Origin of the sequence: Methylobacterium sp. SyP6R (assembly GCF_019216885.1) — a bacterium.
Classification (GTDB): Bacteria; Pseudomonadota; Alphaproteobacteria; order Rhizobiales; family Beijerinckiaceae; genus Methylobacterium.
The window spans coordinates 3,237,160-3,260,128 of the sequence record NZ_JAAQRC020000001.1 but is presented as its reverse complement, the minus strand read 5'-3'; the positions used below and the strand labels follow the sequence as shown (position 1 = coordinate 3,260,128).

26 protein-coding genes are annotated in these 22,969 nt (G+C 71.6%); 11 read left to right on the top strand and 15 right to left on the bottom strand.

Features of this window, described 5'->3' with window-relative positions:
* Nucleotide 1: 1 nt before the first annotated feature.
* Nucleotides 2–766: a trna delta -isopentenylpyrophosphate transferase gene (locus HBB12_RS15110; RefSeq protein ID WP_236990105.1), complete on the bottom strand. Its 765-nt coding sequence runs from the start codon at nucleotides 764–766 to the stop codon at nucleotides 2–4.
* A gap of 333 nt (nucleotides 767–1,099) precedes the next feature.
* Between HBB12_RS15110 and HBB12_RS15105 the strand changes: the two genes are divergently transcribed.
* Together HBB12_RS15105 and HBB12_RS34500 are read left to right on the top strand one after the other, a co-directional pair.
* Complete coding sequence (locus tag HBB12_RS15105; RefSeq protein WP_236990104.1) at nucleotides 1,100–1,783, top strand: hypothetical protein; 684 nt, start codon at nucleotides 1,100–1,102, stop codon at nucleotides 1,781–1,783.
* Between the two features lie 192 nt (nucleotides 1,784–1,975).
* Nucleotides 1,976–2,728 carry a glyoxalase superfamily protein gene (locus HBB12_RS34500; protein WP_442919268.1) on the top strand — a complete coding sequence of 251 codons (753 nt, stop codon included), beginning with the start codon at nucleotides 1,976–1,978 and terminating at the stop codon, nucleotides 2,726–2,728.
* A 78-nt stretch (nucleotides 2,729–2,806) separates the two neighbouring features.
* Here HBB12_RS34500 and HBB12_RS15095 read toward each other — a convergent pair whose 3' ends face one another.
* Genes HBB12_RS15095 through HBB12_RS15085 form a run of 3 tightly spaced genes read right to left on the bottom strand, consistent with a single transcriptional unit; the run spans nucleotide 2,807 to nucleotide 6,087 of the window.
* Entirely contained in the window at nucleotides 2,807–3,808 is a 1,002-nt protein-coding gene (locus HBB12_RS15095; RefSeq protein ID WP_236990103.1) for a hypothetical protein, read from the bottom strand.
* Nucleotides 3,805–5,736 carry an AAA family ATPase gene (locus tag HBB12_RS15090; RefSeq protein WP_236990102.1) on the bottom strand — a complete coding sequence of 644 codons (1,932 nt, stop codon included), beginning with the start codon at nucleotides 5,734–5,736 and terminating at the stop codon, nucleotides 3,805–3,807. The genes HBB12_RS15095 and HBB12_RS15090 overlap by 4 nt, the downstream gene beginning before the upstream one ends.
* A gap of 9 nt (nucleotides 5,737–5,745) precedes the next feature.
* On the bottom strand, nucleotides 5,746–6,087 hold the full coding sequence (locus tag HBB12_RS15085; protein WP_236990101.1) for a hypothetical protein: 342 nt from the start codon (nucleotides 6,085–6,087) through the stop codon (nucleotides 5,746–5,748).
* Nucleotides 6,088–6,262: 175 nt separating this feature from the next.
* Here HBB12_RS15085 and HBB12_RS15080 point away from each other — a divergent pair, with 175 nt between their 5' ends.
* The 4 genes from HBB12_RS15080 (at nucleotide 6,263) to HBB12_RS15065 (ending at nucleotide 8,056) form a co-directional block, all read left to right on the top strand.
* Nucleotides 6,263–6,673 carry a hypothetical protein gene (locus tag HBB12_RS15080; RefSeq protein ID WP_236990100.1) on the top strand — a complete coding sequence of 137 codons (411 nt, stop codon included), beginning with the start codon at nucleotides 6,263–6,265 and terminating at the stop codon, nucleotides 6,671–6,673.
* Nucleotides 6,674–6,757: 84 nt separating this feature from the next.
* Nucleotides 6,758–7,051 (top strand): acylphosphatase, encoded by a 294-nt coding sequence (locus HBB12_RS15075; protein ID WP_236990099.1) that lies wholly within the window; start codon nucleotides 6,758–6,760, stop codon nucleotides 7,049–7,051.
* A gap of 11 nt (nucleotides 7,052–7,062) precedes the next feature.
* Nucleotides 7,063–7,767 (top strand): DUF599 domain-containing protein, encoded by a 705-nt coding sequence (locus HBB12_RS15070; RefSeq protein WP_236990098.1) that lies wholly within the window; start codon nucleotides 7,063–7,065, stop codon nucleotides 7,765–7,767.
* Nucleotides 7,757–8,056, top strand: coding sequence for a DUF3253 domain-containing protein (locus tag HBB12_RS15065; RefSeq protein WP_442919267.1), 300 nt, complete (start codon nucleotides 7,757–7,759; stop codon nucleotides 8,054–8,056). The genes HBB12_RS15070 and HBB12_RS15065 overlap by 11 nt, the downstream gene beginning before the upstream one ends.
* On the opposite strand, the gene HBB12_RS15060 is transcribed toward HBB12_RS15065, so the two are convergent.
* The 5 genes from HBB12_RS15060 to epmA form a co-directional block, all read right to left on the bottom strand.
* A complete protein-coding gene (locus tag HBB12_RS15060) occupies nucleotides 8,026–8,829 on the bottom strand; it encodes a YdcF family protein (RefSeq protein ID WP_236990097.1) in 804 nt (267 codons plus the stop codon). The two genes, HBB12_RS15065 and HBB12_RS15060, sit on opposite strands and share 31 nt — an antisense overlap.
* 26 nt (nucleotides 8,830–8,855) lie before the next feature.
* Nucleotides 8,856–9,560, bottom strand: a complete 705-nt coding sequence (locus tag HBB12_RS15055; RefSeq protein ID WP_236990096.1) for a ribonuclease activity regulator RraA — start codon at nucleotides 9,558–9,560, stop codon at nucleotides 8,856–8,858.
* A 91-nt stretch (nucleotides 9,561–9,651) separates the two neighbouring features.
* Nucleotides 9,652–10,269 carry a glutathione S-transferase family protein gene (locus HBB12_RS15050; protein ID WP_236990095.1) on the bottom strand — a complete coding sequence of 206 codons (618 nt, stop codon included), beginning with the start codon at nucleotides 10,267–10,269 and terminating at the stop codon, nucleotides 9,652–9,654.
* Nucleotides 10,245–11,318: a lysine-2,3-aminomutase-like protein gene (locus HBB12_RS15045; RefSeq protein WP_236990094.1), complete on the bottom strand. Its 1,074-nt coding sequence runs from the start codon at nucleotides 11,316–11,318 to the stop codon at nucleotides 10,245–10,247. The genes HBB12_RS15050 and HBB12_RS15045 overlap by 25 nt, the downstream gene beginning before the upstream one ends.
* Nucleotides 11,315–12,382, bottom strand: coding sequence for an EF-P lysine aminoacylase EpmA (gene epmA, locus HBB12_RS15040; RefSeq protein WP_236990093.1), 1,068 nt, complete (start codon nucleotides 12,380–12,382; stop codon nucleotides 11,315–11,317). The genes HBB12_RS15045 and epmA overlap by 4 nt, the downstream gene beginning before the upstream one ends.
* Nucleotides 12,383–12,536: 154 nt before the next feature.
* On the opposite strand from epmA, the gene efp reads away from it, so the two are divergent.
* Nucleotides 12,537–13,106 (top strand): elongation factor P, encoded by a 570-nt coding sequence (gene efp, locus HBB12_RS15035; protein WP_236990092.1) that lies wholly within the window; start codon nucleotides 12,537–12,539, stop codon nucleotides 13,104–13,106.
* Between the two features lie 17 nt (nucleotides 13,107–13,123).
* Here efp and HBB12_RS15030 read toward each other — a convergent pair whose 3' ends face one another.
* Nucleotides 13,124–14,200 carry an acetyltransferase domain-containing protein gene (locus tag HBB12_RS15030; protein ID WP_442919266.1) on the bottom strand — a complete coding sequence of 359 codons (1,077 nt, stop codon included), beginning with the start codon at nucleotides 14,198–14,200 and terminating at the stop codon, nucleotides 13,124–13,126.
* A 244-nt stretch (nucleotides 14,201–14,444) separates the two neighbouring features.
* On the opposite strand from HBB12_RS15030, the gene HBB12_RS15025 reads away from it, so the two are divergent.
* Together HBB12_RS15025 and HBB12_RS15020 are read left to right on the top strand one after the other, a co-directional pair.
* Nucleotides 14,445–15,083 (top strand): cold-shock protein, encoded by a 639-nt coding sequence (locus tag HBB12_RS15025; RefSeq protein ID WP_236990091.1) that lies wholly within the window; start codon nucleotides 14,445–14,447, stop codon nucleotides 15,081–15,083.
* A 116-nt stretch (nucleotides 15,084–15,199) separates the two neighbouring features.
* Nucleotides 15,200–15,694, top strand: coding sequence for a DUF192 domain-containing protein (locus HBB12_RS15020; protein ID WP_236990090.1), 495 nt, complete (start codon nucleotides 15,200–15,202; stop codon nucleotides 15,692–15,694).
* 464 nt (nucleotides 15,695–16,158) lie between these two features.
* On the opposite strand, the gene HBB12_RS15015 is transcribed toward HBB12_RS15020, so the two are convergent.
* Nucleotides 16,159–16,374 carry a lipocalin/fatty-acid binding family protein gene (locus HBB12_RS15015; RefSeq protein WP_236990089.1) on the bottom strand — a complete coding sequence of 72 codons (216 nt, stop codon included), beginning with the start codon at nucleotides 16,372–16,374 and terminating at the stop codon, nucleotides 16,159–16,161.
* 231 nt (nucleotides 16,375–16,605) lie between these two features.
* Between HBB12_RS15015 and HBB12_RS15010 the strand changes: the two genes are divergently transcribed.
* Nucleotides 16,606–16,854, top strand: a complete 249-nt coding sequence (locus HBB12_RS15010) for a hypothetical protein (RefSeq protein WP_099952958.1) — start codon at nucleotides 16,606–16,608, stop codon at nucleotides 16,852–16,854.
* A gap of 123 nt (nucleotides 16,855–16,977) precedes the next feature.
* Here HBB12_RS15010 and trhA read toward each other — a convergent pair whose 3' ends face one another.
* The 3 genes from trhA to HBB12_RS14995 form a co-directional block, all read right to left on the bottom strand.
* Nucleotides 16,978–17,703, bottom strand: a complete 726-nt coding sequence (gene trhA / locus HBB12_RS15005; protein ID WP_236990088.1) for a PAQR family membrane homeostasis protein TrhA — start codon at nucleotides 17,701–17,703, stop codon at nucleotides 16,978–16,980.
* A gap of 92 nt (nucleotides 17,704–17,795) precedes the next feature.
* Nucleotides 17,796–18,905: a COX15/CtaA family protein gene (locus HBB12_RS15000; protein WP_236990087.1), complete on the bottom strand. Its 1,110-nt coding sequence runs from the start codon at nucleotides 18,903–18,905 to the stop codon at nucleotides 17,796–17,798.
* Between the two features lie 163 nt (nucleotides 18,906–19,068).
* Nucleotides 19,069–20,208, bottom strand: a complete 1,140-nt coding sequence (locus HBB12_RS14995) for an anhydro-N-acetylmuramic acid kinase (protein WP_236990086.1) — start codon at nucleotides 20,206–20,208, stop codon at nucleotides 19,069–19,071.
* 129 nt (nucleotides 20,209–20,337) lie between these two features.
* On the opposite strand from HBB12_RS14995, the gene tyrS reads away from it, so the two are divergent.
* Nucleotides 20,338–21,612 (top strand): tyrosine--tRNA ligase, encoded by a 1,275-nt coding sequence (tyrS, locus tag HBB12_RS14990; protein ID WP_236990085.1) that lies wholly within the window; start codon nucleotides 20,338–20,340, stop codon nucleotides 21,610–21,612.
* 205 nt (nucleotides 21,613–21,817) lie between these two features.
* Here the strand turns inward: tyrS and HBB12_RS14985 are convergent, their stop codons facing one another.
* Complete coding sequence (locus HBB12_RS14985; RefSeq protein WP_236990084.1) at nucleotides 21,818–22,849, bottom strand: SDR family oxidoreductase; 1,032 nt, start codon at nucleotides 22,847–22,849, stop codon at nucleotides 21,818–21,820.
* Nucleotides 22,850–22,969: the final 120 nt, after the last annotated feature.

The window sequence follows — 22,969 nt, the reverse complement described above, 5'->3', positions numbered from 1 at the left end:
TTCACGCCACCGCGGCCTTGCGGGACTTGGCGTTGCTGCGGGCCGGCCAGCCCAGGGCCACGAGGCGAGCCTTGGCGTGCTCGCGGACCTCGTCGCGCAGGCCCGGCGGCATCGCGGCGAGCGCCGCTTGCGTCTCGGGGGCGAGCATCAGATCGGTCACCGCGTTGATCGACTGTGCCTGGTCGATGCGGGCGGTCAGGTCGGCTTCCGATGCGGCGGCGTCGGTGCGCGGCGCATCCTCGCGCTGGACGTCGGCATCGTTCGCGGCCTCGGCCTCACGGTCGGATTCCTCGGATGCGTGCGGCCCGCGCCCGGTCTCGGGCCGGCGCGACTGGTTCGCCGCCACGAGATCGGGCCGGCTCGCCTTGAACTCGTCGGCCTCGTCCTCGGAATAGAGGAGGCCGTGCAGGCCGGCGAGCTTGAGGATCACCCGGTCCTTGGCCCGCTTTTCCGCCATGGCGAAGACGTAGGCCGCCTGCTTGCCGGAGACGCGATAGTTCACGCCGATCAGGGCTTCGCCGATCGACCACTCGGTGCGGTCGCCGTTCGGGCCGGGCATGTGGCCGGTCACCAGGATCACCGCCTCGTCCCGCTCGGCCCGCACGATCACCGGGGCGTCGAAACGGATGCGGGCCTGTACGGCGATCCGCTCCAGGGCCTTGTGGTAGATCACGGCGGTGCCCTGCACGCGCCAGACGTTGCCGGCCAGCGGCTCGCCATAGGTGGCGAGGATGTCCGCGATCTGCTTGTCCGTGGTTGCGCTCATCTCGATCGATCTCACCTGCTGACGGCGGCTCCGGACGGCGGGGAAATCGGCCGGTTCCACATTTGTTCTCTATCACGCCAGGGAGGGATGCGCGAGCGTTTTCGCGATATCGAGGCGAGACGAAGCGTCGTCGGAGGATGATCTTCTTGTCGCACCCTTGCTCCGCTCGGTGCCCCGTGCAGACGATCCCCCACCGGAGCGGCCACGCCGTCACGGCGACGATTGCGCCGCGTTGCCCGGGGTGGGTATGTTCGCTAAATGTTCCTAAAGAGAGTGACGCCTAGAACTTTGGCAGGTCGGTGCGTCGGCGCCGGCCGTGGCCCGGAGCCCCGCATGAGCACCCCCGCCCTCCTCGATGCCTCGACCCTGCTCGACCGCCCGGGCCAGCGCCGCAGCGCCGTGCGGAGCACTGCGCCTCGCCGCAGCGGCGCGGCCCTCCTGCCCGCGGTGCCGCGCCCGGCCCTGGTGGCGGATTTCCTCGCCATCGCGGCCCTCGACCCGGCGGTGGAGCGCCTGCGCGCCGCCCCCGCCCCGGTTCGCCTGATCCTCGGCGACACGGCGGTGGAGCACGCCGCCGATTTCGAGCAGGCGCGCACCGACGAGCCCGGCCTCCTCGTCGACGTGGTGGCGGAGGGCGATCTCGGGCGGCATCCCTTCCGCACGGCCTACGTGGCGGGAGAGCCGGTCGTGGCGGAGGATGGCCGCCGCTTTCTCATCGAGAGCGCCGCCACCTTGAGGGCCGAGCCGCGCATCTCGACGGTGCGGCTCATCATGGCCTGCCGCCGCACCCACGTCTCGGCCGGCGACCGGGTGCGGATCCTGCACCACCTCGACGAATGCGGCACCGGCCGCCTCGTCGAATGCGCCGCCGTGGCGATCAACGCCCAGGACGGCGTCGCGGCGGTGCTGGCACTCGCCGTCGAGGGGCTGGTGGCGGTGGATATCGGGCGCCCGATCCTGCCGGAGACGCCGGTCAGACGGCGGGCGTTGCCGTATCCGGATCCGTTCGGGTTTTGAGCGTCTTGACGTTGCGGCCTGAGTTGCCGTTTCATGGCGGCAGGGCCGATGCAGCCCGCCGCCTGCGCCCCGTCCGGGGTACGGTGAATGCATCCATGCGAGGCGCGTCCGTTCTTCTCCCGTCCGTCGGGCGAACCGGTCAGCAAGGCAGGCACTGATCCCACTGGTTCGCCCGCGAGCAGGGATTGAATCATGCGCACCTATCGCGATGCCAAGGCGATGGCGAAAGCCCTTCGCGAAGAACTGGGCCGGCGGGGCTCGGCCCTGTCCCACGGCGAGTGCCTGGAGATCGTCGCCCGCCAGTTCGGCCTCGACAACTGGAACATCCTGTCCGCAAGCCTCACCGCTTCCGCGGAACCGGGGCCGGAAGCCGCCCTGGTGCAGCCGGCCGGCTGGATCGTCTCCGGCTCGAAGCCGCACCTCTACGACATGGGCATCGATCCCGCGATGCCTTACGGGGACGGTCGGGCAGCGCTGATCCGCTGCCGCTACGCCGAGGACGATCCCGCCTACGCGGCGATGGAGAAGGGGTTCGCCACGATGATGCAGAGCATCGTGGCCGCTCCCTATCGCGGACGACGAGTCTGCCTCAGCGCCGACCTTCGGGTTCGGGACGTCGCTGGTGCCGCTACCCTATGGCTGCGGGCCGATGCGGCGATCGGCCGGACCGTCGCGTTCGACAACATGGAGGAGCGCGCGACGGACGGGCCGCTCACAGGTACCCGAGGCTGGACCAGCCGACGCATCGTGCTCGATGTTCCGACCGAAGCCGAGACCTTGCATTTCGGCTTCTACCTCCGCGGCAGCGGCCGGGCCTGGGCCGGCGGTTTCGCCCTGCGCGAAGCCTCCCCCGAGGATGCCGCCACGGTGCTCGCCCGCGTCCGCCCCGAGCCGACCAACCTCGACTTCGCCCAGGCGATGGAGGCGAGGGCAACCGCGGGCTGACCGGCCCCGAAGCCTGCTTCCAGCTCGGATCAGGGGCCGTACCCTTTCGCGTCCCGCGCCCGGGCACTGCCCGGATCGTCAACCACCCCGCTTCGCCACCGCCGCCTCGACCAGCGAACGGATCGCCGCCCGCACCGGCTCCGGGGTCTCGTCGCGAAAAAACTTCGCCTCGATCTCCTCGCGGATCAGGGCGCCGTCGTCGCTGCGCGCGAGGTCGGTGGTAGTCTCGGCCTGGAGCAGGGACACGAAGGCGCTCTCGATCCGGCCGATCGCCTCTTGCGAGGCATCGGCGGCGACCTGGCGGCCGGTGAGGTCGAACACGTCCACGGTGTAGGGCAGACGCTCCTCGGTGAGGGAGAGATCGCCCGAGAGCACGAAGACGGCCGGCACATGGGCGATCAGGTCGACCGAGCCGCGGGTGATGTTGCCGGGATTGACCCACAGCGTGTCGCCGATCCGTATGGCCGAGTGGCGCTTGTGGACATGGCCGTTCAGCGCCAGGGCGCAACCTTGGATCGCCTCCGGCGGCACCGCGCCGGGATAGCCCGCCCCGAAGGCGAGGTCGTGGTGGGTGAGCCAGACGACGGCGTCGGATCCCGGAAACAGCCCGCGCGCATCGGTCGGGATCGCCTGCCCGAACGGCGTGGCGCCGAGGCCGATCAGGCGCCCACCGATGTGGTAGTGCGCCGCCGGACCGGATTCCGGCACCGCGTCGAGGACGTCGCTCACCGCCAGCATCGCCAGGCTGTCGCCGTCGGAGAGGCGGGTGTGGCGGATGTCGTGGTTGCCGACATTGGCCAGCGGCCGGTGCCGGAACGCCTTGAGGATGCGAATCAGGCGCGACTTCAGGCTCTCGTCCGGCTCCACCGGCCGCTCGAACAGATCGCCGAGGAGCACGGGCGCGAGGTCGCGGTCGTTGGCGAGGGCGACGCAATGCTCGAGCTTGGCGAGAATCGGCGCCGGCCAGTCCGGGTCCTTGCGCCGGCCGGGGCGGCGCGACGAGACGTGCGGATCGCCGATGACGAGGAGACCGGCGCAAGGCACCGGCGCGGCGTCGAGCCGCTCGCGTCCGAGGATCATGCCGCCTTTCCGTGGCGGTGGCCGGCGAGAAGGGATGCCGGCGCAGCCGGATTGCCGCAGGCGGGGCAGCGCCCGCCGGTCGAGGCCAGCACCTCCGCCATCTCGGCCTCCGCCGCGGCGAGGCCGTCGCGGGCCGCCGCCGCCCGGGCCTCGGCCTCGGCGAGGCGGTCGCGGATCCCGGCGAGGCGCCGGCCGGTCGCGGCGGCATCCCGGCGGAGCACCGGCGAGGGTGCCGCCGGCAGGTCGCGCAGGGTCGCTTCCCGCGCCTGCGCCTGGGCGAGGCCGCGGGCCAGGCGGCTCAAGCGGGCGGCATGGGCCGCGGCCTGCGCCGTCTCCCGCGGAATCGGCGCGTCCGGCGGCAGGTCGGCCAAGGCCGCCCCCCTGCCCTGCGCGGCGGCGAGATCGGCGGCGGCGGCGATCACCCGGCGGCCCAGGGCCGCCCGGTTGCGCGCCTCGGCGAGGCGGCGCCCCAACTCGGCCCCGACCTCCGGCCCCGGCAGGTCGGCCAGGGCGCGGGCGCGGGCGGCGGCGCCGGTCGCGAGGCGGGAGGCGCGGGCGAGCCGCTCGGTCAGGGCCGTGCGATCGCGCAGGCGGGCCGCGTCCTCGGCGAGAGCGCCGGCCTGATCGTGCAGCCCGCGCAGGATCTCCGCCAGGGCGTCGAGCCCGTCGAGGGCGGCCACGCTCTCGCGCAGGCGGGCGATCTCGCGCTCGCCCTCGCGGATCGTGCGCTGGTCCTCGGTGACGCGCTCGCGCTGGAGCGCCTGCATGTCGCGGATCAGCCCGGCCTCGCGGCCGATCGACAGGACCGCCGAGCGCCGGGCCGGCTTCTCGCCGAGCAGGAAGACCGGGAATTTCTGGTGCGCGACGTGGACGTCCAGTTCCTCGACCCGGGTGATGCCGAACAGCCGCTCGACCCATGCCGGCACGTCGCGCCCGCCGGTCTCGAAGGTGGTGCCGCTCTCCTGCACCAGCGCCCCGTCCGCCTCGTGCAGCGACCACAGGTTGACGGGCGTGCGCTTGGGCTGGCGGACGTAGCGCAGCACCCGCCCCCCGGCGACGCCGATCTCGACCCGCGCGGCATTCGCGCCGGCCCGCACCAGGCTGTCGCGCACCTCGCCGTAGAACACGGCGCGGAGCGCCCGGATCACCGTCGACTTGCCGTGGTTGTTCGGCCCGACGAGCGCGTTGACCCCGGGCGCGAGCGGCAGGGTCGCGTCGGCAAACCCCTGGACGTCGACCAGGCGGATGAAGCGGAAGCCCCGCATCTCGGGAGACCACTCGGCGGCGCAGGCCGCCGCCGGCCCCTCGATCGCCACCCCCGTCTCGGGCCGGCCGGCGATGCGGCTGACGGTGAGGCCGGCATCGAACCCGGCCACGTCGTGGTGGGAGATCGCCAGGCATTGCACCCCGAGCCGGGCGGCGCCGTCGTCGAGCACCCGGTAGAAGGCCGGCACGCGGTCGGGCGCGATCCAGCAATCGGCCTCGTCAAGGGCGAGGAAGCGGCCGACGCCGGCCTTGACCACCGCGATCAGGCGCAGCGCCATCCCGACCACGTTGGTCATCGCGCCGCCATTGTCCTCCAGCACGTCCTCGCGCCCGCCATCCGGGCGCTCGACCCCGATATCGAGGGCCGGCAGGCCGCGCTCGGTGGTGAGGTCGAGGCGCACCGGCTTCTCGCCGGGCAGGACCTCCTGGACCAGGGCGGTGAGCAGGGTCTCGAAGGTCGCGACGCTGCGCCGGTTGGCGTCCTGCTGCAACTCGCGCAGGTAGGTATCGACCGCGTCGCGCTGGGCGAGCCGGCCCTTGCCGGCGGCGACGAGCCGCGTGCGCTCCGCGAGGTTCTTCCGGTCGCCGTCGCGGGTCGCCTCCAGGCGGGCGAGCCGGCGGTCGGCGCGGGTCAGCGCGTCCTGGATCTCGGCAGGGGTCACGGGCGCGTCTCAGCGGCCCGCATCGAGGGCGTCGAGGCGGTCCTGGACCGCGCGCAGGGATTGCGCGAAGGCCTCGACCCGGCGGGCATTCTCGGCCCGGGCCTCCTCGATCATCCGGCGGATCTCGGCCTCGTCGTCGGTGCCCAGCTCCTCGCGGGCCTGGGCCCGGGCGGCGGCGAGTTCCGCGGTCAGGCGCTCGACGTCGCTCTCGGCCCGGATCCGGTCGGCGCGCAGGCGCTCATAGGCCGGCTGCAACGCCTCGAGGCGGCGCAGGGCCTCGAGATCGGGGCCCGGCTCCCGCGAACCCGCATCCTGCCCCTTGCGGCTGCGCTCCATCTGTCTCCCCGTCATCACCGGATTCAGGTGGCATCCGGAGCGCGGTTTGGCAACGCGCCGGCAGTCGAGAAATCTTCGTCGATCCCTGTTGACGACCTGTGCAAATCAGCCCAGTGTTCCTTAAATGTTCCATGCGGCGGGCCGGTCCGGGAGGCGGCGCGGCGTCGCAGTGGAACCATGGGAGACCCGCATGGCGACCACCCGTCTGGACGACGACGCGGCCGATTCCGCCCCGCTGTTCGAGAACCGGGACTGGCGCCTCCACGCGGAGGGCCTGGAGCACCGGGAGACCGGCTACTTCATCGACCGCGACACCCTGAACGCCCGGCGGCCGGACGGCCATTGGGAATGGCCGCTCCACCTCTCGGAGAAGAGCTGGTGCGGCGTGCGCAGCTTCCGCGAGGCGTTCGCCGCCGCGCTCGACGCCTTCGGCATCGCGCCCGACCGCAAGCTCACCCTCTCCTTCGCGCTGGGCTTCGGCACCCGGGTCGGCGGCGCCGCGCCGGACGCCTTCGTGCCGCTCGCCGACCTCGTGCGCTTCCGGGCGCCCGCGCTGCGCACGAACGTCTCGGTCCGCCCGCTGGTGGCGGCGAGCGCCTGACGGCCCACGTCGTGAAGACTCTCCCCTAAGACCTGGAAATGCTCTAGAGCCCGCCCCGGCGGCATGTGCGGGGAGCGGACTTTGGTGAGCGGACACCGCAGCGTGGAGATCATCGTCCGGGGCCGGGTCCAGGGCGTCGGCTACCGGGCCTGGACCAAGGGCGTGGCGGAGGCGCGCGGCCTCTCCGGCACCGTGCGCAACCGGCACGACGGCAGCGTGGAAGCGCATCTCGCCGGGCCGGTCGATGCCGTCGCGGCGGTGATCGAGGCCTGCAGACAGGGCCCGCCCGGCGCCAGGGTGGAGGAGCTGACGGTCGGCGAGCGCGAGGCCGCGGGCCCTGCCGGCACGCGCGGCGTGCAGATCCTGCCGACCGCCTGACGGGGCCCGGCATGCATCCGGATCTGGGCAGCAGTTTCTCGCTCCTCGACCTCGCGGCCCTGCTCTGCTTCCTCTCGGCATGGTGGGGCTATTCCTACGCGGTCGAGCATCTGTCGGGCGGCAAGCGCAGCCTCAACGGCATGATGAACCGCTACCGCCACGCCTGGGCCGACCAGCAGATCGTGCGCGAGAACCGGGTGGTCGACACCACCATCAACGCCTCGCTCCAGAACGGCACCGCCTTCTTCGCCTCGACGGCGCTGATCGCCTTGGGCAGCGCGCTCACCCTGTCGCGCTCCGCCGACGATGCCCTGACGCTGTTCTCCACCCTGCCCTTCGGCGCGCCGATGACCCGGGCGGTGTGGGAGATCAAGGTGGCGGGCCTCGCCCTGATCTTCGTCTACGCCTTCTTCAAGTTCGCCTGGGCCTACCGGCTGTTCAACTACGGCGCGATCCTGATCGGCGCGGTGCCGCCGCGCGACGGCGATCCGGTCCGGATCGAGCGGGCGGCGCGGCGGGCGGCGGCCATGAACGTGGTGGCGGGCGGCCATTTCAACCGCGGGCAGCGTGCGTTCTTCTTCGCGCTGGCCTATCTCGGGTGGTTCGTCAGCGCCTACGTGCTGTTTGCCACCACGGCGATGGTGCTCACCGTGATGTGGCAGCGCCAATTCGCCTCCGACGCCCGCCGGGCCCTGCAGGATTACGATGATCCCTGACGATTACGAGATCGAACTCACCCTGGTGCGCCTCGTCACCGATCGCGGGGCCGACAAGACCGTCTGCCCCTCCGAGGTGGCCCGGGCGCTGGGCGGGCCCCACCCGGACGGCTGGGGCCCGCTGATGCAGCCGGTCCGCCGCCAGGCGGTGCGCCTGATGAAGCAGGGCCGGATCGCCATCCTGCGCAAGGGCAAGGTGGTGGCGGATCCGGACGATTTTCGCGGGGTCTACCGGCTGTCGTTGCCGCGCTCGGCGGATCAGGGCCCCGGAAACACCGACTCGGTGTAGCCCGAGGCCCGGTACGCCACGAGGCCGAGCCATTCGCGCACCGCGACGTCCAGTTCGAACAGGCCGTCGCCGGCCGTGGAATGGAGCCCGACGGCACCCGGCCCGGTGCGGTAATCGACCGGATAGGCCGTCACCGTGAAGCCGGCGCGGCGGAAGCAGCCCATCGCCCGCGGCATGTGCCAGGCCGAGGTGACGAGGAGCCAACGCTCGCCGGGCTTCGGCTTGACCAGTTCGGCGCTGAAGGCGGCGTTCTCGCGGGTGTTGCGGGAGCGGTCGTCGTAGGTGATCCGCTCCGGCGACACGCCGAGCGACGCGGCGTGTCGGCGCACGATCTCCGATTCGGACATCGCGCCGTCGCCGGTGAGCCGGCCGGAGCCGCCGGCGAAGACCAGGGTGGCCGACGGGTATCGCCGCGCGAGGTCGCCGAGCGCGATCATGCGCTCGCCGGCATCGTTGACGACGAGCTGGCCGCGGGCGGCCGACAGCCCGGTCTCGACCGCGCCGCCGAGCACCACGATGCCGGTGACCGGCGTGCCGTCGTCGCGGAACTCCGGGAAGCGGTTCTCCAGCGGGCCGAAGACCAGGGAGGCCAGCGGCGAGACGCCGCCGACGAGGAGGACGAGGCCGGACGCGGCGGCGAGACCGAGGCCGAGGCGCCGCCAGCGCAAGGCGAGTCGTGAACCCGCGAGCCCTGCCCCGGCGAGGACCAGGAGCAGGAGCAGGTTCGAAGGCGCTGCGAGAAACCACAGCACCTTCGAGAGCACGAAGAACACCGGGATCGTCCCGGCCCAGGCGTGGCTCAGCCCTTGTTCGTCTCGGCCTCGTAGCGGGCGCGGGTCTCGGCATTCGGCGGGTAGAGGCCCGGCAGGGCCAACCCCTTGTCGACCTCGCGCATGATCCAGAGTTCGAGGCGCTCCTGCTCGACGGCGGCGAGCGCCACTTCCTCGGCGAGCGCCGCCGGGATCAGCACCGCGCCGTCGCCGTCGGCCACCACGATGTCGTCGGGATAGACCGCGACGCCGCCGCAGCCGACCGGCTCGCCCCAGCCGACGAAGGTGAGGCCCGCCACCGAGGCCGGCGCCGCGACGCCCGAGCACCAGACCGGCAGGCCGGTGCCGTCGACGCCCTCGCCGTCGCGCACGACGCCGTCGGTGATCAGCGCCGCGACGCCGCGCTTCTTCATCCGCGCGCACAGGATGTCGCCGAAGATGCCGGCATCCTGAATCCCCATCGCGTCGACCACCGCGATGCAGCCCTCGGGCATCGCCTCGATCGCCGCGCGGGTCGAGGTCGGGCTCGACCAGGATTCCGGCGTCGCCAGATCCTCGCGGGCCGGCACGAAGCGCAAGGTGAAGGCCGGGCCGACCACCCGCTGCCCGGCGGCAAAGCGCGGCATCGGCCCGCGCATCCAGCAGCGGCGGATGCCCTTCTTCAGGAGCACCGTGGTGAGGGTGGCGGTGGTGACGGCCTGCAGGGCGTCGAGGAGGGTCTTGTCGAGCGGCATCGGGCCTTCGGGGGCGTAGAGGAAAAGGACGGGTCGAGACGTAGCCGATCCGGCGGCGGCCGGCCACGCCATGGGTGCATGGCCCTATGGCTCAGCTCAAGGGCGGCAGCGCCACGCCGGCGGCGGGCCGGGCCCGGATGCGCTCGTACCAGGCCCGCAGGGCCGGCCGCTCGATGCGCGGCACGTCGAGGTGGAGCCAGCGATGCGCCGCGGCGCCGAGCGCGATGTCGGCCACGGTGAAATGGTCGCCGACCGCGTAGGCGCGGCCCATCAGGTGCCCGTCGAGGATTGCCGCGCATTCCTCGGAGGCCGCGACCGAGCGGTCGATCACCGCCTGGTCGCGCTTCTCCGGCGGGGTACGCACGGTCTGCCAGAACGCATCCCGGGTCGCGGGCGTGAAGCGGGTCGCCTGCCAGTCGAGCCATTGGTCGACGAGGGCCTCCGCCTGGGGATGCTCCGGCCACAACCCGCCGAGACCGTGGCCGCGGGCGAGGTAGCGCAGGATCGCGTTCGATTCCCAGAGGATGAAGCCGTCCTCCTCCATGACCGGCACGAGGCTGTTGGGATTGAGAGAGACGTAGTCCGGATCCCGCACCCGCCCGAAGGCGCCGCCGGCCTCGATGCGCTCGTAAGCGAGACCCAGCTCTTCGAGCCCCCACACCGCCTTCTGCACGTTGACGGAACTCAGCCGTCCCCAGAGCCTGCGCATGGCGTGTCCTCCTCAGATCTCGGCGGGTAGGCGTGGGTCGCGCCCGTCGGGTCGGTGACGGTCCAGCCGACGGGCCCTCCCGCCAGATAGCCCGGTCCGACCGGCACCTTGCCGTATCCGCCCGGGATGTCGAGGACGTAGGTCGGCTGCGCCAGCCCGGACAGCCGGCCGCGCAAGGCACGCATCAGGTCCCGGCCGTGATCGAGGGTGGTGCGCAGGTGGCCGGTGCCCGGGGCGAGGTCGCCGTGATGCAGGTAATAGGGCTTGATCCGGTTCTCGACGAAGGCCCGCATCAGGGCGGCCAGCGTGTCGGGATCGTCGTTGACGCCAGCGAGTAGCACCGACTGGCTCACCATCGGGATCCCGGCATCGACGAGCCGCGCGATGGCCGCGCGGGCGTCGTCGAAAAATTCCCGCGGGTGGTTGGCATGGAGCGCGACGAACACCGCGCCCTCGAACGACTTGAGCGCCGCGATCAGCGCCGCATCGACCCGGGCCGGATCGACCACCGGCACGCGGGTATGGAGCCGCAGCACCCGGACATGCGGGATGTCCTTCAGCGCCGATGCGATGCGGCCGAGGCGCCGGGGCGAGAGCACCAGCGGATCGCCCCCGGTCACCACCACCTCCCAGATCTCCGGCCGGGCGGCGATGTAGGCCAGGGCCGCATCGAGCTCGGCCTCGGTGAGGCTGCCCTGCCCGTCCGGCCCCACCACCTCGCGGCGGAAGCAGAAGCGGCAATAGACCGGGCAGACATGGAGGGGCTTCAGGAGCACCCGGTCGGGATAGCGGTGGACGATGCCGGGGACCGGCGCATGGGCCTCGTCGCCGATCGGGTCGGCCCGCTCCTCCGGGGTCGTGACCAGCTCCTCGGCCCGCGGCACGAATTGCCGGCCGATGCCGTCGTTGGGGTCCCCGATCAGCTCGGCCACCTCCGGGGTGATCGACACCGCGTAGCGCGCCGCCACCCGTTCGAGCGCCGGCAGGCGCTGCGCCGGCACCAGCCCGCGCGCCGCGAGATCGCCCGCGTTGCGGATCGCCCCGCTCACCGTGGTCCCTCGGACTGGGAATACTCGGCCATCGGCGTCCAGATCACGTCCTCGATCCGGCGGGCGCCGGTCGCCAGCATGACGAGCCGGTCGAAGCCGAGCGCGATGCCGCTCGCCTCCGGCATCTGCCCGAGAGCACTCAAAAAATCCTCGTCGAGGGGGTAGCGCTCGCCGTAGACGCGCTCCTTCTCGTGCATCTCGGCGGTGAAGCGCCGGCGCTGCTCGGCCGGATCGGTCAGTTCGCCGAAGGCGTTGGCGAGCTCGACGCCGCACGCATAGAGCTCGAACCGCTCCGCCACCCGCGGATCGGCCGGGCTCGGCCGGGCCAGCGCCGCCTCGGGAATCGGATACTCGCACAGGATCGTCGCCCGGCCGCGGCCGAGGGCCGGCTCGACCCGCTCGACCATCACCCGGCTGAACAGGTCGGCCCAGGTGTCATCGGGCGCGGTGCGGATGCCGGCCTCGTGCAGAGCCGCGGCGAGCGCCGGCCGGTCGGTGCCCGCATCCGGCGCCACCGTCGCGAGCAGGTCGATGCCGGCATGGCGCCGGAAGGCCTCCGCCACGGTGAGCCGCTCCGGCTCGGCGAAGGGATCGGCCTCGATCCCGCGACAGGTGAAGATCGTGGTGCCGGCCGTCTCGGCGGCGAGGCGCAAGATAGCGGCGCAGTCCCGCATCAGGCCGTCATAGGTCTCGCCCGCCCGGTACCATTCGAGCATGGTGAATTCCGGGTGGTGCAGCGCCCCGCGCTCGCGGTTGCGGTAGACCGGGCCGAGACTGAACAGCCGCGCCTCGCCCGCCGCCAGCAGCTTCTTGCAGGCGAATTCCGGAGAGGTGTGGAGATAGAGCGGGTGTTCCGCCCCGTCGGGCCCGATCGCCGTGGTGGAAAAGGCCGAGAGATGCGCCTCGTTGCCGGGCGAGACCTGGAGGATCGCGGCCTCGACCTCGACGAAGTCGCGGGCCGAAAACCACGCCCGCAGGGCGGCGGCGATGCGGTTGCGGGCCAGGAGCCGCGGCCGACGGTCGGCATGGACGTGAGGGGCCCACCAGGGCGAAGCGGAGGTCATGGGTCGGCTATCATCGAGTGGCGGGCGACTGGCGGTGGCGCCTGAGATGCGATAGGGCGGGCCGAAGGCATCCTCTGCCGGCGCGGCGCGCGACGCCCGCGGCTTGGCGGACGCCGCCGCTCTCTGTCAACGCTTCCAGTCCAGGATTCGCCCCGTGCCGAAGGTCATCGCCAGCTCACTCCGCAAAGGCAACGTCGTCGACAAGGACGGCCGGCTCTACGTGATCCTCTCCGCCGAGAACATCCATCCCGGCAAGGGTACCCCGGTCACCCAGCTCGACATGCGCCGGATCACCGACGGCGTGAAGGTCTCGGAGCGCTACCGCACCACCGAGCAGGTCGAGCGCGCCTATGTCGAGGACCGGGAGCACACCTTCCTGTACAGCGACGGCGAGGGGTTCCACTTCATGAACCCGGAATCCTACGAGCAGATCGCCGTGCCGCAGGACGTGATCGGCGACCAGGCCGCCTACCTCCAGGAGGGCATGGCGGTGATGCTCTCGACCCATAACGGCGTGCCGCTGGCCCTCGAGCTGCCCCAGCGCGTCACCCTCGAGGTGACGGATACCGAGCCGGTCACCAAGGGCCAGACCGCGTCCTCGTCCTACAAGCCCGCCACGCTCTCGAACGGCATCCGCACCCTGGTGCCGCCGCATATCGGCACCGGCACCCGCATCGTCGTCATGACGGCGGACGGCGCCTACGTCGAGCGCGCCAAGGACTGATCGATATCGGGCGGGGCTCAACCCCCGCCCGCCTCCCTGAAGCAGGTCCGCGACACCGCGATCGCCCGGGCCTGCTCCTCGCCCGTGAAGTCGCCGCCTGCCCGCCACAGGCCCTCGTCGCGCAGGCGCCCCAGCACGCAGCGCGCCGCCACCCGGCAGGTCGCCGTGCCGCCGCCGGCCTCCGCGCAATTGGCCCGGTACTCGCGCAGGAACTGCGCCTGTCCCGCCCGGGGATGCGGCCCGCTCACCGACGCGACCCCGTAGAGCAGCCCGAGCAGCAGCGGCTGGTGCACGAGATAGACCGCGAGGCTGTGCCGCCCGGCTCCCGTGGCGAGCCGCCCGATCCGGCTGCGCGGCGCCCAGGCTCCGATCCGCGACGCCGCGAGGCGCGGCAGGGCGAGCCGGCCGAGCCCCACCCCCGCCAGCACGAAACCGAACCAGGGAAACAGCGGCACGTAGTCGTTCGTCGTCGGCACGACGGCGCCGAGCCCGAGGAAGTACAGCCCCGGCGCGTCGAGGACGGCCGGTGTGCCCGTGAGGCCCGCCAGCGTCGGGCCGGCGAAGACGAGAGCAGCGGCGAGCGCGACCAGCGGCAGCGGCGCCACGAGCGCCGGCAGGGCCAGCACGCTCGACAGGGCGATGCAGTGCAGGATGCCGAAGAAGATCCACGAATCAGGGAACAGGAAGAAGGTGGCGAGCGAGATGGCGACCGCCGCCAGGGCGATGCGACCGAGGCGCGCCAGGTAGGGGCGCCACCACCCGGCTCTCCGGCCCCTTGCCAGAACGAGGCTGATCCCGACCAGCACCAGGAAGCTGCCGGCGATGCCGTGCGCCGACGCCTTCCCGACCGACGACAGGGCGGCATTCTCGGGCGTCAGCCGCAGGAAACCGAGGTCCCAGGTCAGGTGATAGAGCGCCATCGCCAGGAGCGCGACGCCGCGGGCGAGGTCGATGACGGCGAGGCGCCGGACCGGCGCGGCGGCAAGGGGCGGGGCGGCAGGGGGCGGAGCGGAGGGAATCGAGGTCTGAATCGCGGCGTCTCCGAAGCGGCATGTGCCGGCGTGCTCATAGCCGAGCCGGATCGCGGCCGGCATCCCCGTCCGCCCCTGCGACGAAAACGCGCAGGAGCGGGTGTAGGATTTTAGTCGGTGCCGCAATCCTCGCGCGCGACTCCGGAAACTTGCCTCACCGGATTGCAGAATGCCCGCCGGCCGGGCGAATCCGGCGAGGACATCACCCCTTCTCCGTCTCAACTCGGCCGATTTGGGCTTCCCCGGAGTCATGACTTTGTTAATCTGCCGGTGAAGCGCGCGACGCGATTCGAGTGGGTTGCTTACGATGTCGGACGAGTTCGGTTCAGGCCACGCCTGGGAACGGCCAGCGGGTGCGTTCGGGGACGGCGCGCGCGACACCAAACCCGTGCTCGACGCGGCGGTGGAACGCCCGACCGAACTCGTCGAGGTGAGCGGCCGCATCAAGTGGTTCGACGTGGCGAAGGGCTTCGGTTTCATCGTGCCGGATAGCGGCGCAGCCGACGTCCTGCTCCACGTCACCTGCCTGCGCCGCGACGGCCACCAGAGCGCCAGCGAGGGCGCGCGGATCGTGGTCGAGGCGGTGCAGCGCCCCCGCGGCTGGCAGGCCTTCCGGGTGATCTCCCTCGACCAGTCGACGGCGACCCATCCGGCCGAGCTGCCGATGCCGCGCACCCACGTCACCGTGGTGCCGACCAGCGGCCTGGAGACCGCGGTGGTGAAGTGGTTCAACCGCCTGCGCGGCTTCGGCTTCCTCAGCCGCGGCGACGGCACGCCGGACATCTTCGTCCACATGGAGACCCTGCGCCGCTACGGCATCGCCGAGCTGAAGCCCGGCGAGCACGTCATGGTGCGCTACGGCGACGGCTCGAAGGGCCTGATGGCCGCCGAGGTCCGCCTCCTGAGCGAGGCGAGCGTGGGGGCGGGGCCGCCCTCGTCGCACTGAGCGCCTGGCACCACGCCGTGCGCCGCCAGGCGGGCGGCGCGGCATTTTCGATTCGCCTGTGTTTCCGGTCGCCGAGCCCCCATCCCTTTCGCGGCGGAATGCGCTAGCTCACCCTCATGTCGCTCCGCTTCGCACGGCCCCTCGCGGCCTCGGCCCTGGTGGCCTCCCCCCGCCGGCTCCTCGCCGCCCTCATCCTCCTGCTCCTGCCTTCGGCGGTTCTCGCCGACGGTCCGTTCGAGCCGCTGACCATCGCCTCCCGCAACGGCCGCCACACCTTCCAGGTCGAGGTGATGCGCGACGATGCCGGGCGCGCCCAGGGGCTGATGTTCCGCCGCTCCATGGCGCCCGACCGCGGCATGCTGTTCGACTTCGAACGCACCGAGCCGGTCGCGATGTGGATGAAGAACACCTACCTGCCGCTCGACATGCTGTTCATCCGCGCCGACGGCACGGTGGCGCGCATCGCCGCCGATACCGAGCCGCTCTCGACCCGCACCATCACCTCCGGCGAGCCGGTGCTCGGCGTGCTCGAGCTCAATGCCGGCACCGCCGCGCGCCTCGGTCTGCATCCGGGCGACAAGGTCGAGCATCCGCTGTTCCGCGGGCGCTGACGGGAGGCCGGCGGCGCTCGAGTAATGTCTGATTGGAGCGAATGCCGGCTGCAACGTCACGGTGCACGACAGGACCGTTCACCTACGGGCTCCGGCCCGTCCCACCCGCGACCTCATCCTGAGGTGCGGGCGATCGGAGATCGCTGAGCCTCGAAGGAGGCCTCCAGGAATTGCCGTGGCATCTGGAGCCCTCCTTCGAGGTCAGTCGATCTTTGATCGACTGACACCTCATACCAATGGCCCAAGATGCTGACGCATCGGGCCATTGATCCATCTCGAATTTTCGATTTCAAGCCAGAGGCTTGGCGAAAATTCGAGAGCGGAACCAAAGGTCGTTTCCAACGACCGTTGGTATCAGGATGAGGTTGAGGCTGGGAAAGTCCGATGACCGGCAGGCGTCGGGCCACTGTCATATCCCGTGTCACGACGCGATCTTGCGGTGCTTTCGCCGCCGGATGACGGGGTCAGAAGCCGCGGTTCGAGATGCTCGGGATCGACGGCTGGGTGAAGACGCGGTTCACGTCGGGCCGGCGCTGGGTCCCGTTGGTGTCGTTCGAGCGCACGTAGTTCTTGGTGTCGAAACTCTCGGCGAGGCCGGTGCCGCGCGGGTCGCCGCTGCTGGTGCAGGCGGCGGCGAGGCAGGCGAGGGTGAACGCCGCGGCGGCATGAAGGAAGCGCATGGAGGGTCCTGACGTTCGGGCCTGCCGACTCGCGGATGTCGAATCGAGGGCGTTTTGGATCTGACAGTCCAGCCGGGGTGCCCGGCTCCCGTCCCCCCGTCAAGGCGCCGGGGGCGGCGACGGCGGTAAAGCCCCTCCCCTGTGCCTCCCGCGCCGCGCCGTGCGGAATGTGTGGAGGGCTGCGATTCTCCGGCTGGCGGAGTCCCGAGCTTTGCGCGAGAGTCCGGCCCGATGAGCAACGTCGTTCCCCTGCTGCGCCCGCGTCCGGCGCCCGATGCCGCCGCCCGCGCCACCGCGTCGGTCGTCTCCGACCTGGTGACGATCGCCGAGCAGCTGCACGACATCGGCGCCCGCGCCGCCGCCCTTGGCCGGCCGCGCACCGAGGCCGAGCGCACGGTGCAGATGGTGCTGGATGCCGTGACGTCGATCGAGCGGGCGCTCGACACGATCACGGATGGCGGGGATTACACGCCGTTCTGAGCGCTGGTTCGACGGTATCGTACGCGTCGTCCCATCCCGACCTCGTCCTGAGGTTCCGGATAGGATGAATGGTGTACGCCCATCTCGGCGTCGCCGAGGCAGGGCCATCCCGCTCGATGCGCCTCACATTCCCGCATCGAGCACGCTGCGGAACACCGCGCCGTAGTGGCAGGCAGCGGCCGCCAGCACGAAGCCGTGCCAGATCGCGTTCTGGAACGGCAATTGCCGCCAGACGTGAAAAATCACCCCGAGGGAATAGAGCAGGCCGCCGGCGGCGAGCAGCCACAGGGCCGGGGGCGACAGGGCGGCGATGACCGACTCGTAGGCCATGATGCCGCTCCAGCCGAGCGCCAGGTAGAGCGCGATGGCCAGCCGGTCGAAGCGGCCCGGCAGGGTCAGCTTCACGATCGCGCCCGCCGCCGCCACGAGCCAGATCCCGGCGAGCAGGCCGAAGGCGAAGCTGTCGGTGCCGACGAGGGTGACGAGCGGCGTGTAGGTGCCGGCGATCATCAGGAAGATGGTGGCATGGTCGGCCCGGCGCAGGCGCCATTTCAGCCGGCCGACCGGGCACATGTTGTAGGCGGCGGAGGTGCCGAGCATCGCAACGAGGCCGGCGGCGTAGATCGCGACCGACGCCGTCTCGGCGGGGCTGAGCTTCGACAGGACGGCGCCGATCGTCAGCGCCAGGGCACCGATCACGCCGAGGCTGACCCCGACCACGTGGACGACGCCGTCGGCCAGCAACTCGCGCGGCGTGTAGGTCCAGACGAGGCTCAGGGGCCGGCCGTCGGGGGCGAAGCGTGCATTCAAGGCTGGGGACGGGGTCAGGGATTGCTCCTGCACGGGCATCGGGCCTCCGCTCCTCGACGACGGGAGACGGCCTCCCGATCGGTCGAGGTTAAAGCGCAAGCATGAACGTGGGACGAACGTTCCCGCGACACTCAGGCCGCCCGCAGCGCCGCCGCAGGCGCGCGGTCCTCCTTGGGCATCCGGCAGAGCCGGGCATGGGCGCTCGCCATGCCGAGAACCAGCATGGCGGCGACCTGGTGGGCAAGGCCCGCCCAGAGCGGCACCACCAGGAGCAGGGTGACGATGCCGAGGCTCGCCTGCGCGGCGACGAGGCCGGCGAGGGCCGTGGCGCGCCGTGCCGCGCCGGTGCCGGGCGCCCTGCGCCGCGCGTCGACGGCATGGAGAACGGCAAGGATCAGGAGCGCGTAGGCGGTCAGCCGGTGGTTGAACTGCACCAGGGTGACGTTGTCGACGAAGTTCTCGATCCAGGGCGTGCCGGAGAACAGTCCCGTGGGGACGAGGCTGCCATCCATCAGCGGCCAGGTGTTGTAGGTCAGCCCCGCCTTGGAGCCCGCGACGAGGCCGCCGAGCGCGATCTGCACCAGCACCAGGGCCATCAGGGCCAGCGCCGTCCGCGCGAGCCGCGCCGGCACGACCGCGTCGCGCCTGCGGTCGAGCCCGGCGGCGAGCCAGACGAGACCGGCATAGATCGCGCTCGCCAGTGTCAGGTGCAGGGCGAGCTTGACCGGCGCCACCGCGGTCATGCCCGGCTGGAGGCCCGACGCCACCATGATCCAGCCCACCGCGCCTTGGAGCCCCCCGAGCACGCCGAGGCCGAGAAGACTGAGACCGAGGCGCCGGTCGAGCTGGCCGCGCCACCAGAAGAACACGAGCGGCAGGAAGAACGCGAAGCCGATGAGCCGTCCGAGGAGCCGGTGGCCCCATTCCCAGCCGTAGATGAACTGGAACTCGGACAGGGTCATGCCCTGGTTGAGCAGCGTGTATTGCGGCGTTGCCTGGTACTTGGCGAATTCCTCGGCCCAGGCTTGCCCTGAGAGCGGCGGGATCGCGCCGGTGACCGGCTTCCACTCGGTGATCGACAGGCCGGAGCCGGTCAGCCGGGTCGCGCCGCCGACCGCCACCATCGCCACCACCAGGGCGGCCATGACGAAGAGCCAGGTCCGCACGGCGCGGCGGGACCGGGGCGCGGCGGCGACGGGCGCCGTGGCGGGGGCGAGGCTGAGGGTCGAGGTGCTGCTCATGCGCGCCCGCTTAGCGGCGGGAGCGGGTCGCGTGCAACGCCCTGCGGTGCCGCACCGGCCTTTCCGGCCGGCATCCCTGGTGCCTTGCCGCCGGCAGGGCGTCCGGCGCATGAACGCCGGCGCCCATTCGGGCTTGCCTCAGCGCCGAGCGGCGCTGCGGGGGTCACTCCTCCGGCCGCGCCAGAACGCCGCCGCTGATCGCCTGGCTCACCCCGGTGGTCGACGGGAAGGTGATCGGTAGGCCCTCCACCGAGCGCACCGCCAGATAGGCGAAGGCCTGGGCCTCCAGGAAGGCGGAGGACCAGCCGATCGCATCCGCCGTCGTGATCTCGGCGCGCAGGTGGTAATTGAGCTGGCGCAGCAGCTCTCCGTTGCGGGCGCCGCCGCCGGCGACGATCCAGCGAGTCGGCGCCTCGACGGCGTGGTCGAGGGCGCGGGCGACCGCCCGGGCGGTGAAGGCGGTGAGCGTCGCGGCGCCGTCCTCGGTCGAGAGCTGGCCGGCGAGCTTGTGCGAGAACCAGTTGCGATCGAGCGACTTCGGCGGCTTGCGCGAGAAGAACGGGTGGATCAGCAGCCAGGCCAGCAGCGGCTCGTCGGGCCGCCCGCGGGCGGCGGTGCGGCCGTTGTCGTCGAGCGCGTGGCCGGTGCGCTCGCGCATCCAGTCGTCGATCAGCGCGTTGCCGGGCCCGGTATCGAAGGCGAGGATCCGGCCGTCGCGGGCGATCAGCGTCGCATTGGCCACGCCCCCGATGTTGAGGATGCCGAGGCTGTCGGTGAAGCCCGAGGCCTGGGCCAGCGCCCGGTGGAACACCGGCACCAGCGGCGCCCCCTGCCCGCCCGCCTCGATATCGGCGTGGCGCAGATCCGACACCACCTTGATGCCCAGCCGACGGCTGAGCGCTTGCCCGTCGCCGATCTGCACGCTCATCTTCTGGTCGGGCCGATGCACCACGGTCTGGCCGTGGAAGCCGATCACGTCGATGTCGGCAGCGGTCAGGCCGTTCTCGGCGAGGAAATTCTCGACCGCCTCGGCATGGAGGCGGGTCACCAGATCCTCGGCCTCCCTCAAGCAGCCCGGGCGCTCGCTGCGCTCGGTCACGGCCTCGGAATCGACGAGAGCCTGGCGCAGCAGCGCCCGGTCGTCGTCGGAATAGGCGCGGTAGCCGGTGGGGCCGAGCGGCTCGAGATAGCCGTTGGGGCTGCGCTCGACCCGGATCGTCTCGCCGTCGGTCTCGATCGACGCGACATCGACGCCGTCGAGGGAGGTGCCGCTCATCAGCCCGATCGCGCGCCGCATCGTCATCCCGAATCGCCCCCGTGCCTTTCGGGGCAGGCACTGCTATGCACCGACCCGTTCCGCTTCCGACGGAGCTAGCATGGCGGCACCGCGCTGTCGCGGCCGCCGCCCTTCACGAGACCGATCGAGAGTTCCATGGCCGCGCCCACCGACTTCGCGCCGCGTTCCGACTTCCTCCGCGTCCTCATCGAGCGCGGCTACGTCCATCAATGCTCCGATTTCGCGGGCGTGGACGAGGCCGCCCGCGAGGGCCGGCTGACGGCCTATGTCGGCTACGACTGCACGGCGCCGTCGCTGCATATCGGCCACCTGCTCTCGATCATGATGCTGCACTGGCTCCAGGCGACCGGCGGCAAGCCGGTGGCGCTGATGGGCGGCGGCACGACGCGCGTCGGCGACCCGTCGGGCCGCGACGAGACCCGCAAGATCCTGACGCTGGACCAGATCGAGGCCAACAAGACCGAGATCGGCAAGACCTTCTCGCGCTTCCTCGATTTCGGCGCCGGCCCGAACGCCGCGCTGATGGCCGACAACGCCGAGTGGTTGACGACGCTCAACTACATCGAGATGCTGCGCGACATCGGCCGGCACTTCTCGGTCAACCGGATGCTGTCGATGGACAGCGTGCGGCTGCGGCTGGAGCGCGACCAGGAACTGTCGTTCCTGGAATTCAACTACATGATCCTGCAGGCCTACGACTTCGCCGAGCTGAACCGCCGCTACGGCGTGACGCTGCAGATGGGCGGCTCGGACCAGTGGGGCAACATCGTCACCGGCATCGATCTCGGCCGGCGCCTCGGCACGCCGCAGCTCCACGCCCTGACCTGCCCGCTGATGACGACCGCGTCCGGCGCCAAGATGGGCAAGACGGCCTCCGGCGCGGTCTGGCTCAACCCGGACATGCTGAGCCCGTACGAGTACTGGCAGTTCTGGCGCAACACCGAGGATGCCGATGTCGGCCGCTTCCTGCGCCTGTTCACCCTGATGCCGCTCGACGAGGTCGCCCGGCTCGAAGAGCTCGGGGGCCAGGAGATCAACGAGGCCAAGAAGGTGCTCGCCACCGAGGCGACCGCCCTGCTGCACGGCCGCGAGGCGGCGGAGAGTGCTGCCGAGACGGCGCGGCGCACCTTCGAGGAGGGCGCGCTCGCCCAGAGCCTGCCGACCGTCGAGGTATCGCGTGCGGTCATCGAAGCCGGGCTCGGCGTGCTCTCGGCTTTCGGGCCGGACCATGCCGGCCTGGTGCCCTCGACCAGCGAAGCGCGCCGGCAGGTGAAGAGCGGCGGCCTCAAGATCAACGATACGCCCGTCACCGACGAGCGCGCGGTGATCGGCGCGAGCGACGTGACGCCGGAGGGCGTGGTGAAGCTGTCCTTCGGGCGCAAGAAGCACGTGTTGTTGCGGGTGGTGTAGGTCGGATTTTCCGGCGTGGAGGGCGTGATGTCGCGCGCCCGTGCCTGACCTTGCCTTTGTCACGCGCGGCTCCCGCCTGACTGGCTTAAGAAAAGGCGCGGGCTTCGCCTCTCCCCGCGGGCGGGGAGGGGGAAACCCGCGCCATGCTCGTCCCGATCGCCGTCCCGGAGAAGCCGGTGCGTAAGGCGGGTGAGCCCCTCGCCCATCAGCCACCAGCGAGACGAATCTCCCCCCGCCCGCTCCGCCGCGCCGCGGCAAGCGCCGCTCCACCAACCAGCCCCGCCGCCGCGATCATCCCGATATGCAGCCACATCGGATCCGCCGCGACGACGCTGCCCTTGGCTTGCCCATCGAACCGGCCATGGGCGCCGTGATCGTGGTGGGCATCGACCGGGTCGTACAGGTTGTCGGGCCGCCCGGGCGCGGCCGGCTCGTCGGTCATCTCGCCCCGATAGCCGTGCCGGGCGAGGTAATGGTCGCTGAAAGCCGGGGCGGCTTGCGCGCCCAGGATCGCGAGCCAGGACGGGGTGCCGATCCAGAGCTCGCGCGGCGCGTCGTGGGCGGCGCGCACGATCTCCTCGGCGATCGCCTCGGGCTGGAAGATCGGCGGCACCGGCTGGAGGCGGCGCGGCAGGCGCGAGCGGGCCCAGTCGAATTGCGGCGTGTTCACCGCCGGTAGCTGCACCATGGTGAGGCGGATACCGCTGCGGTGATGCAGCAACTCGGTGCGCAGGCTGTCGACGAAGCCGCGCACCGCCGACTTGGCGGCGCAATAGGCCGATTGCAGCGGGATCGACCGGTAAGCCAAAGCCGAGCCGACATGCACGATGGTGCCGCGATCCGATGCCTGCATGTGGCGCAGGGCCGCCAGCGTGCCGTGGACCTGGCCGAGATAGGTGACCTCGGTGACGCGCCGGAACTCGTCCGGGCTCATCTGCGCGACCTCGGCATAGACCGTCACCATGGCGTTGTTGACCCAGACGTCGATGCCGCCGAACTCCTCGGCGAACGCATCCGCCGCCCTGTCGACCGCCCGCGGATCGGCGACGTCGGCCCGGTAGCCCAGCGCCCGGCCCCCGACCGCCCGCACCTCGTCGACCGCGGCGGCGATGCCCGCCCGGCCCCGGGCCACGATGCCGACATTCCAGCCCCGGCGCCCGAAGGCGACCGCGACCGCGCGCCCGACCCCGGCGCTGCCGCCGGTCACCACCACGGTGGGGCGCGTTGTTCCGCTCATTCGACTGCTCCTCGCGACACTTGCGTCAGCTCCGACAACGCGCGCCGGGCCGTTCGGGTGCAGTGTCCGTCAAACAGGGGATTGCGCCGGATCGGCGGGCAGGCTGCCCGTTCTTATGTC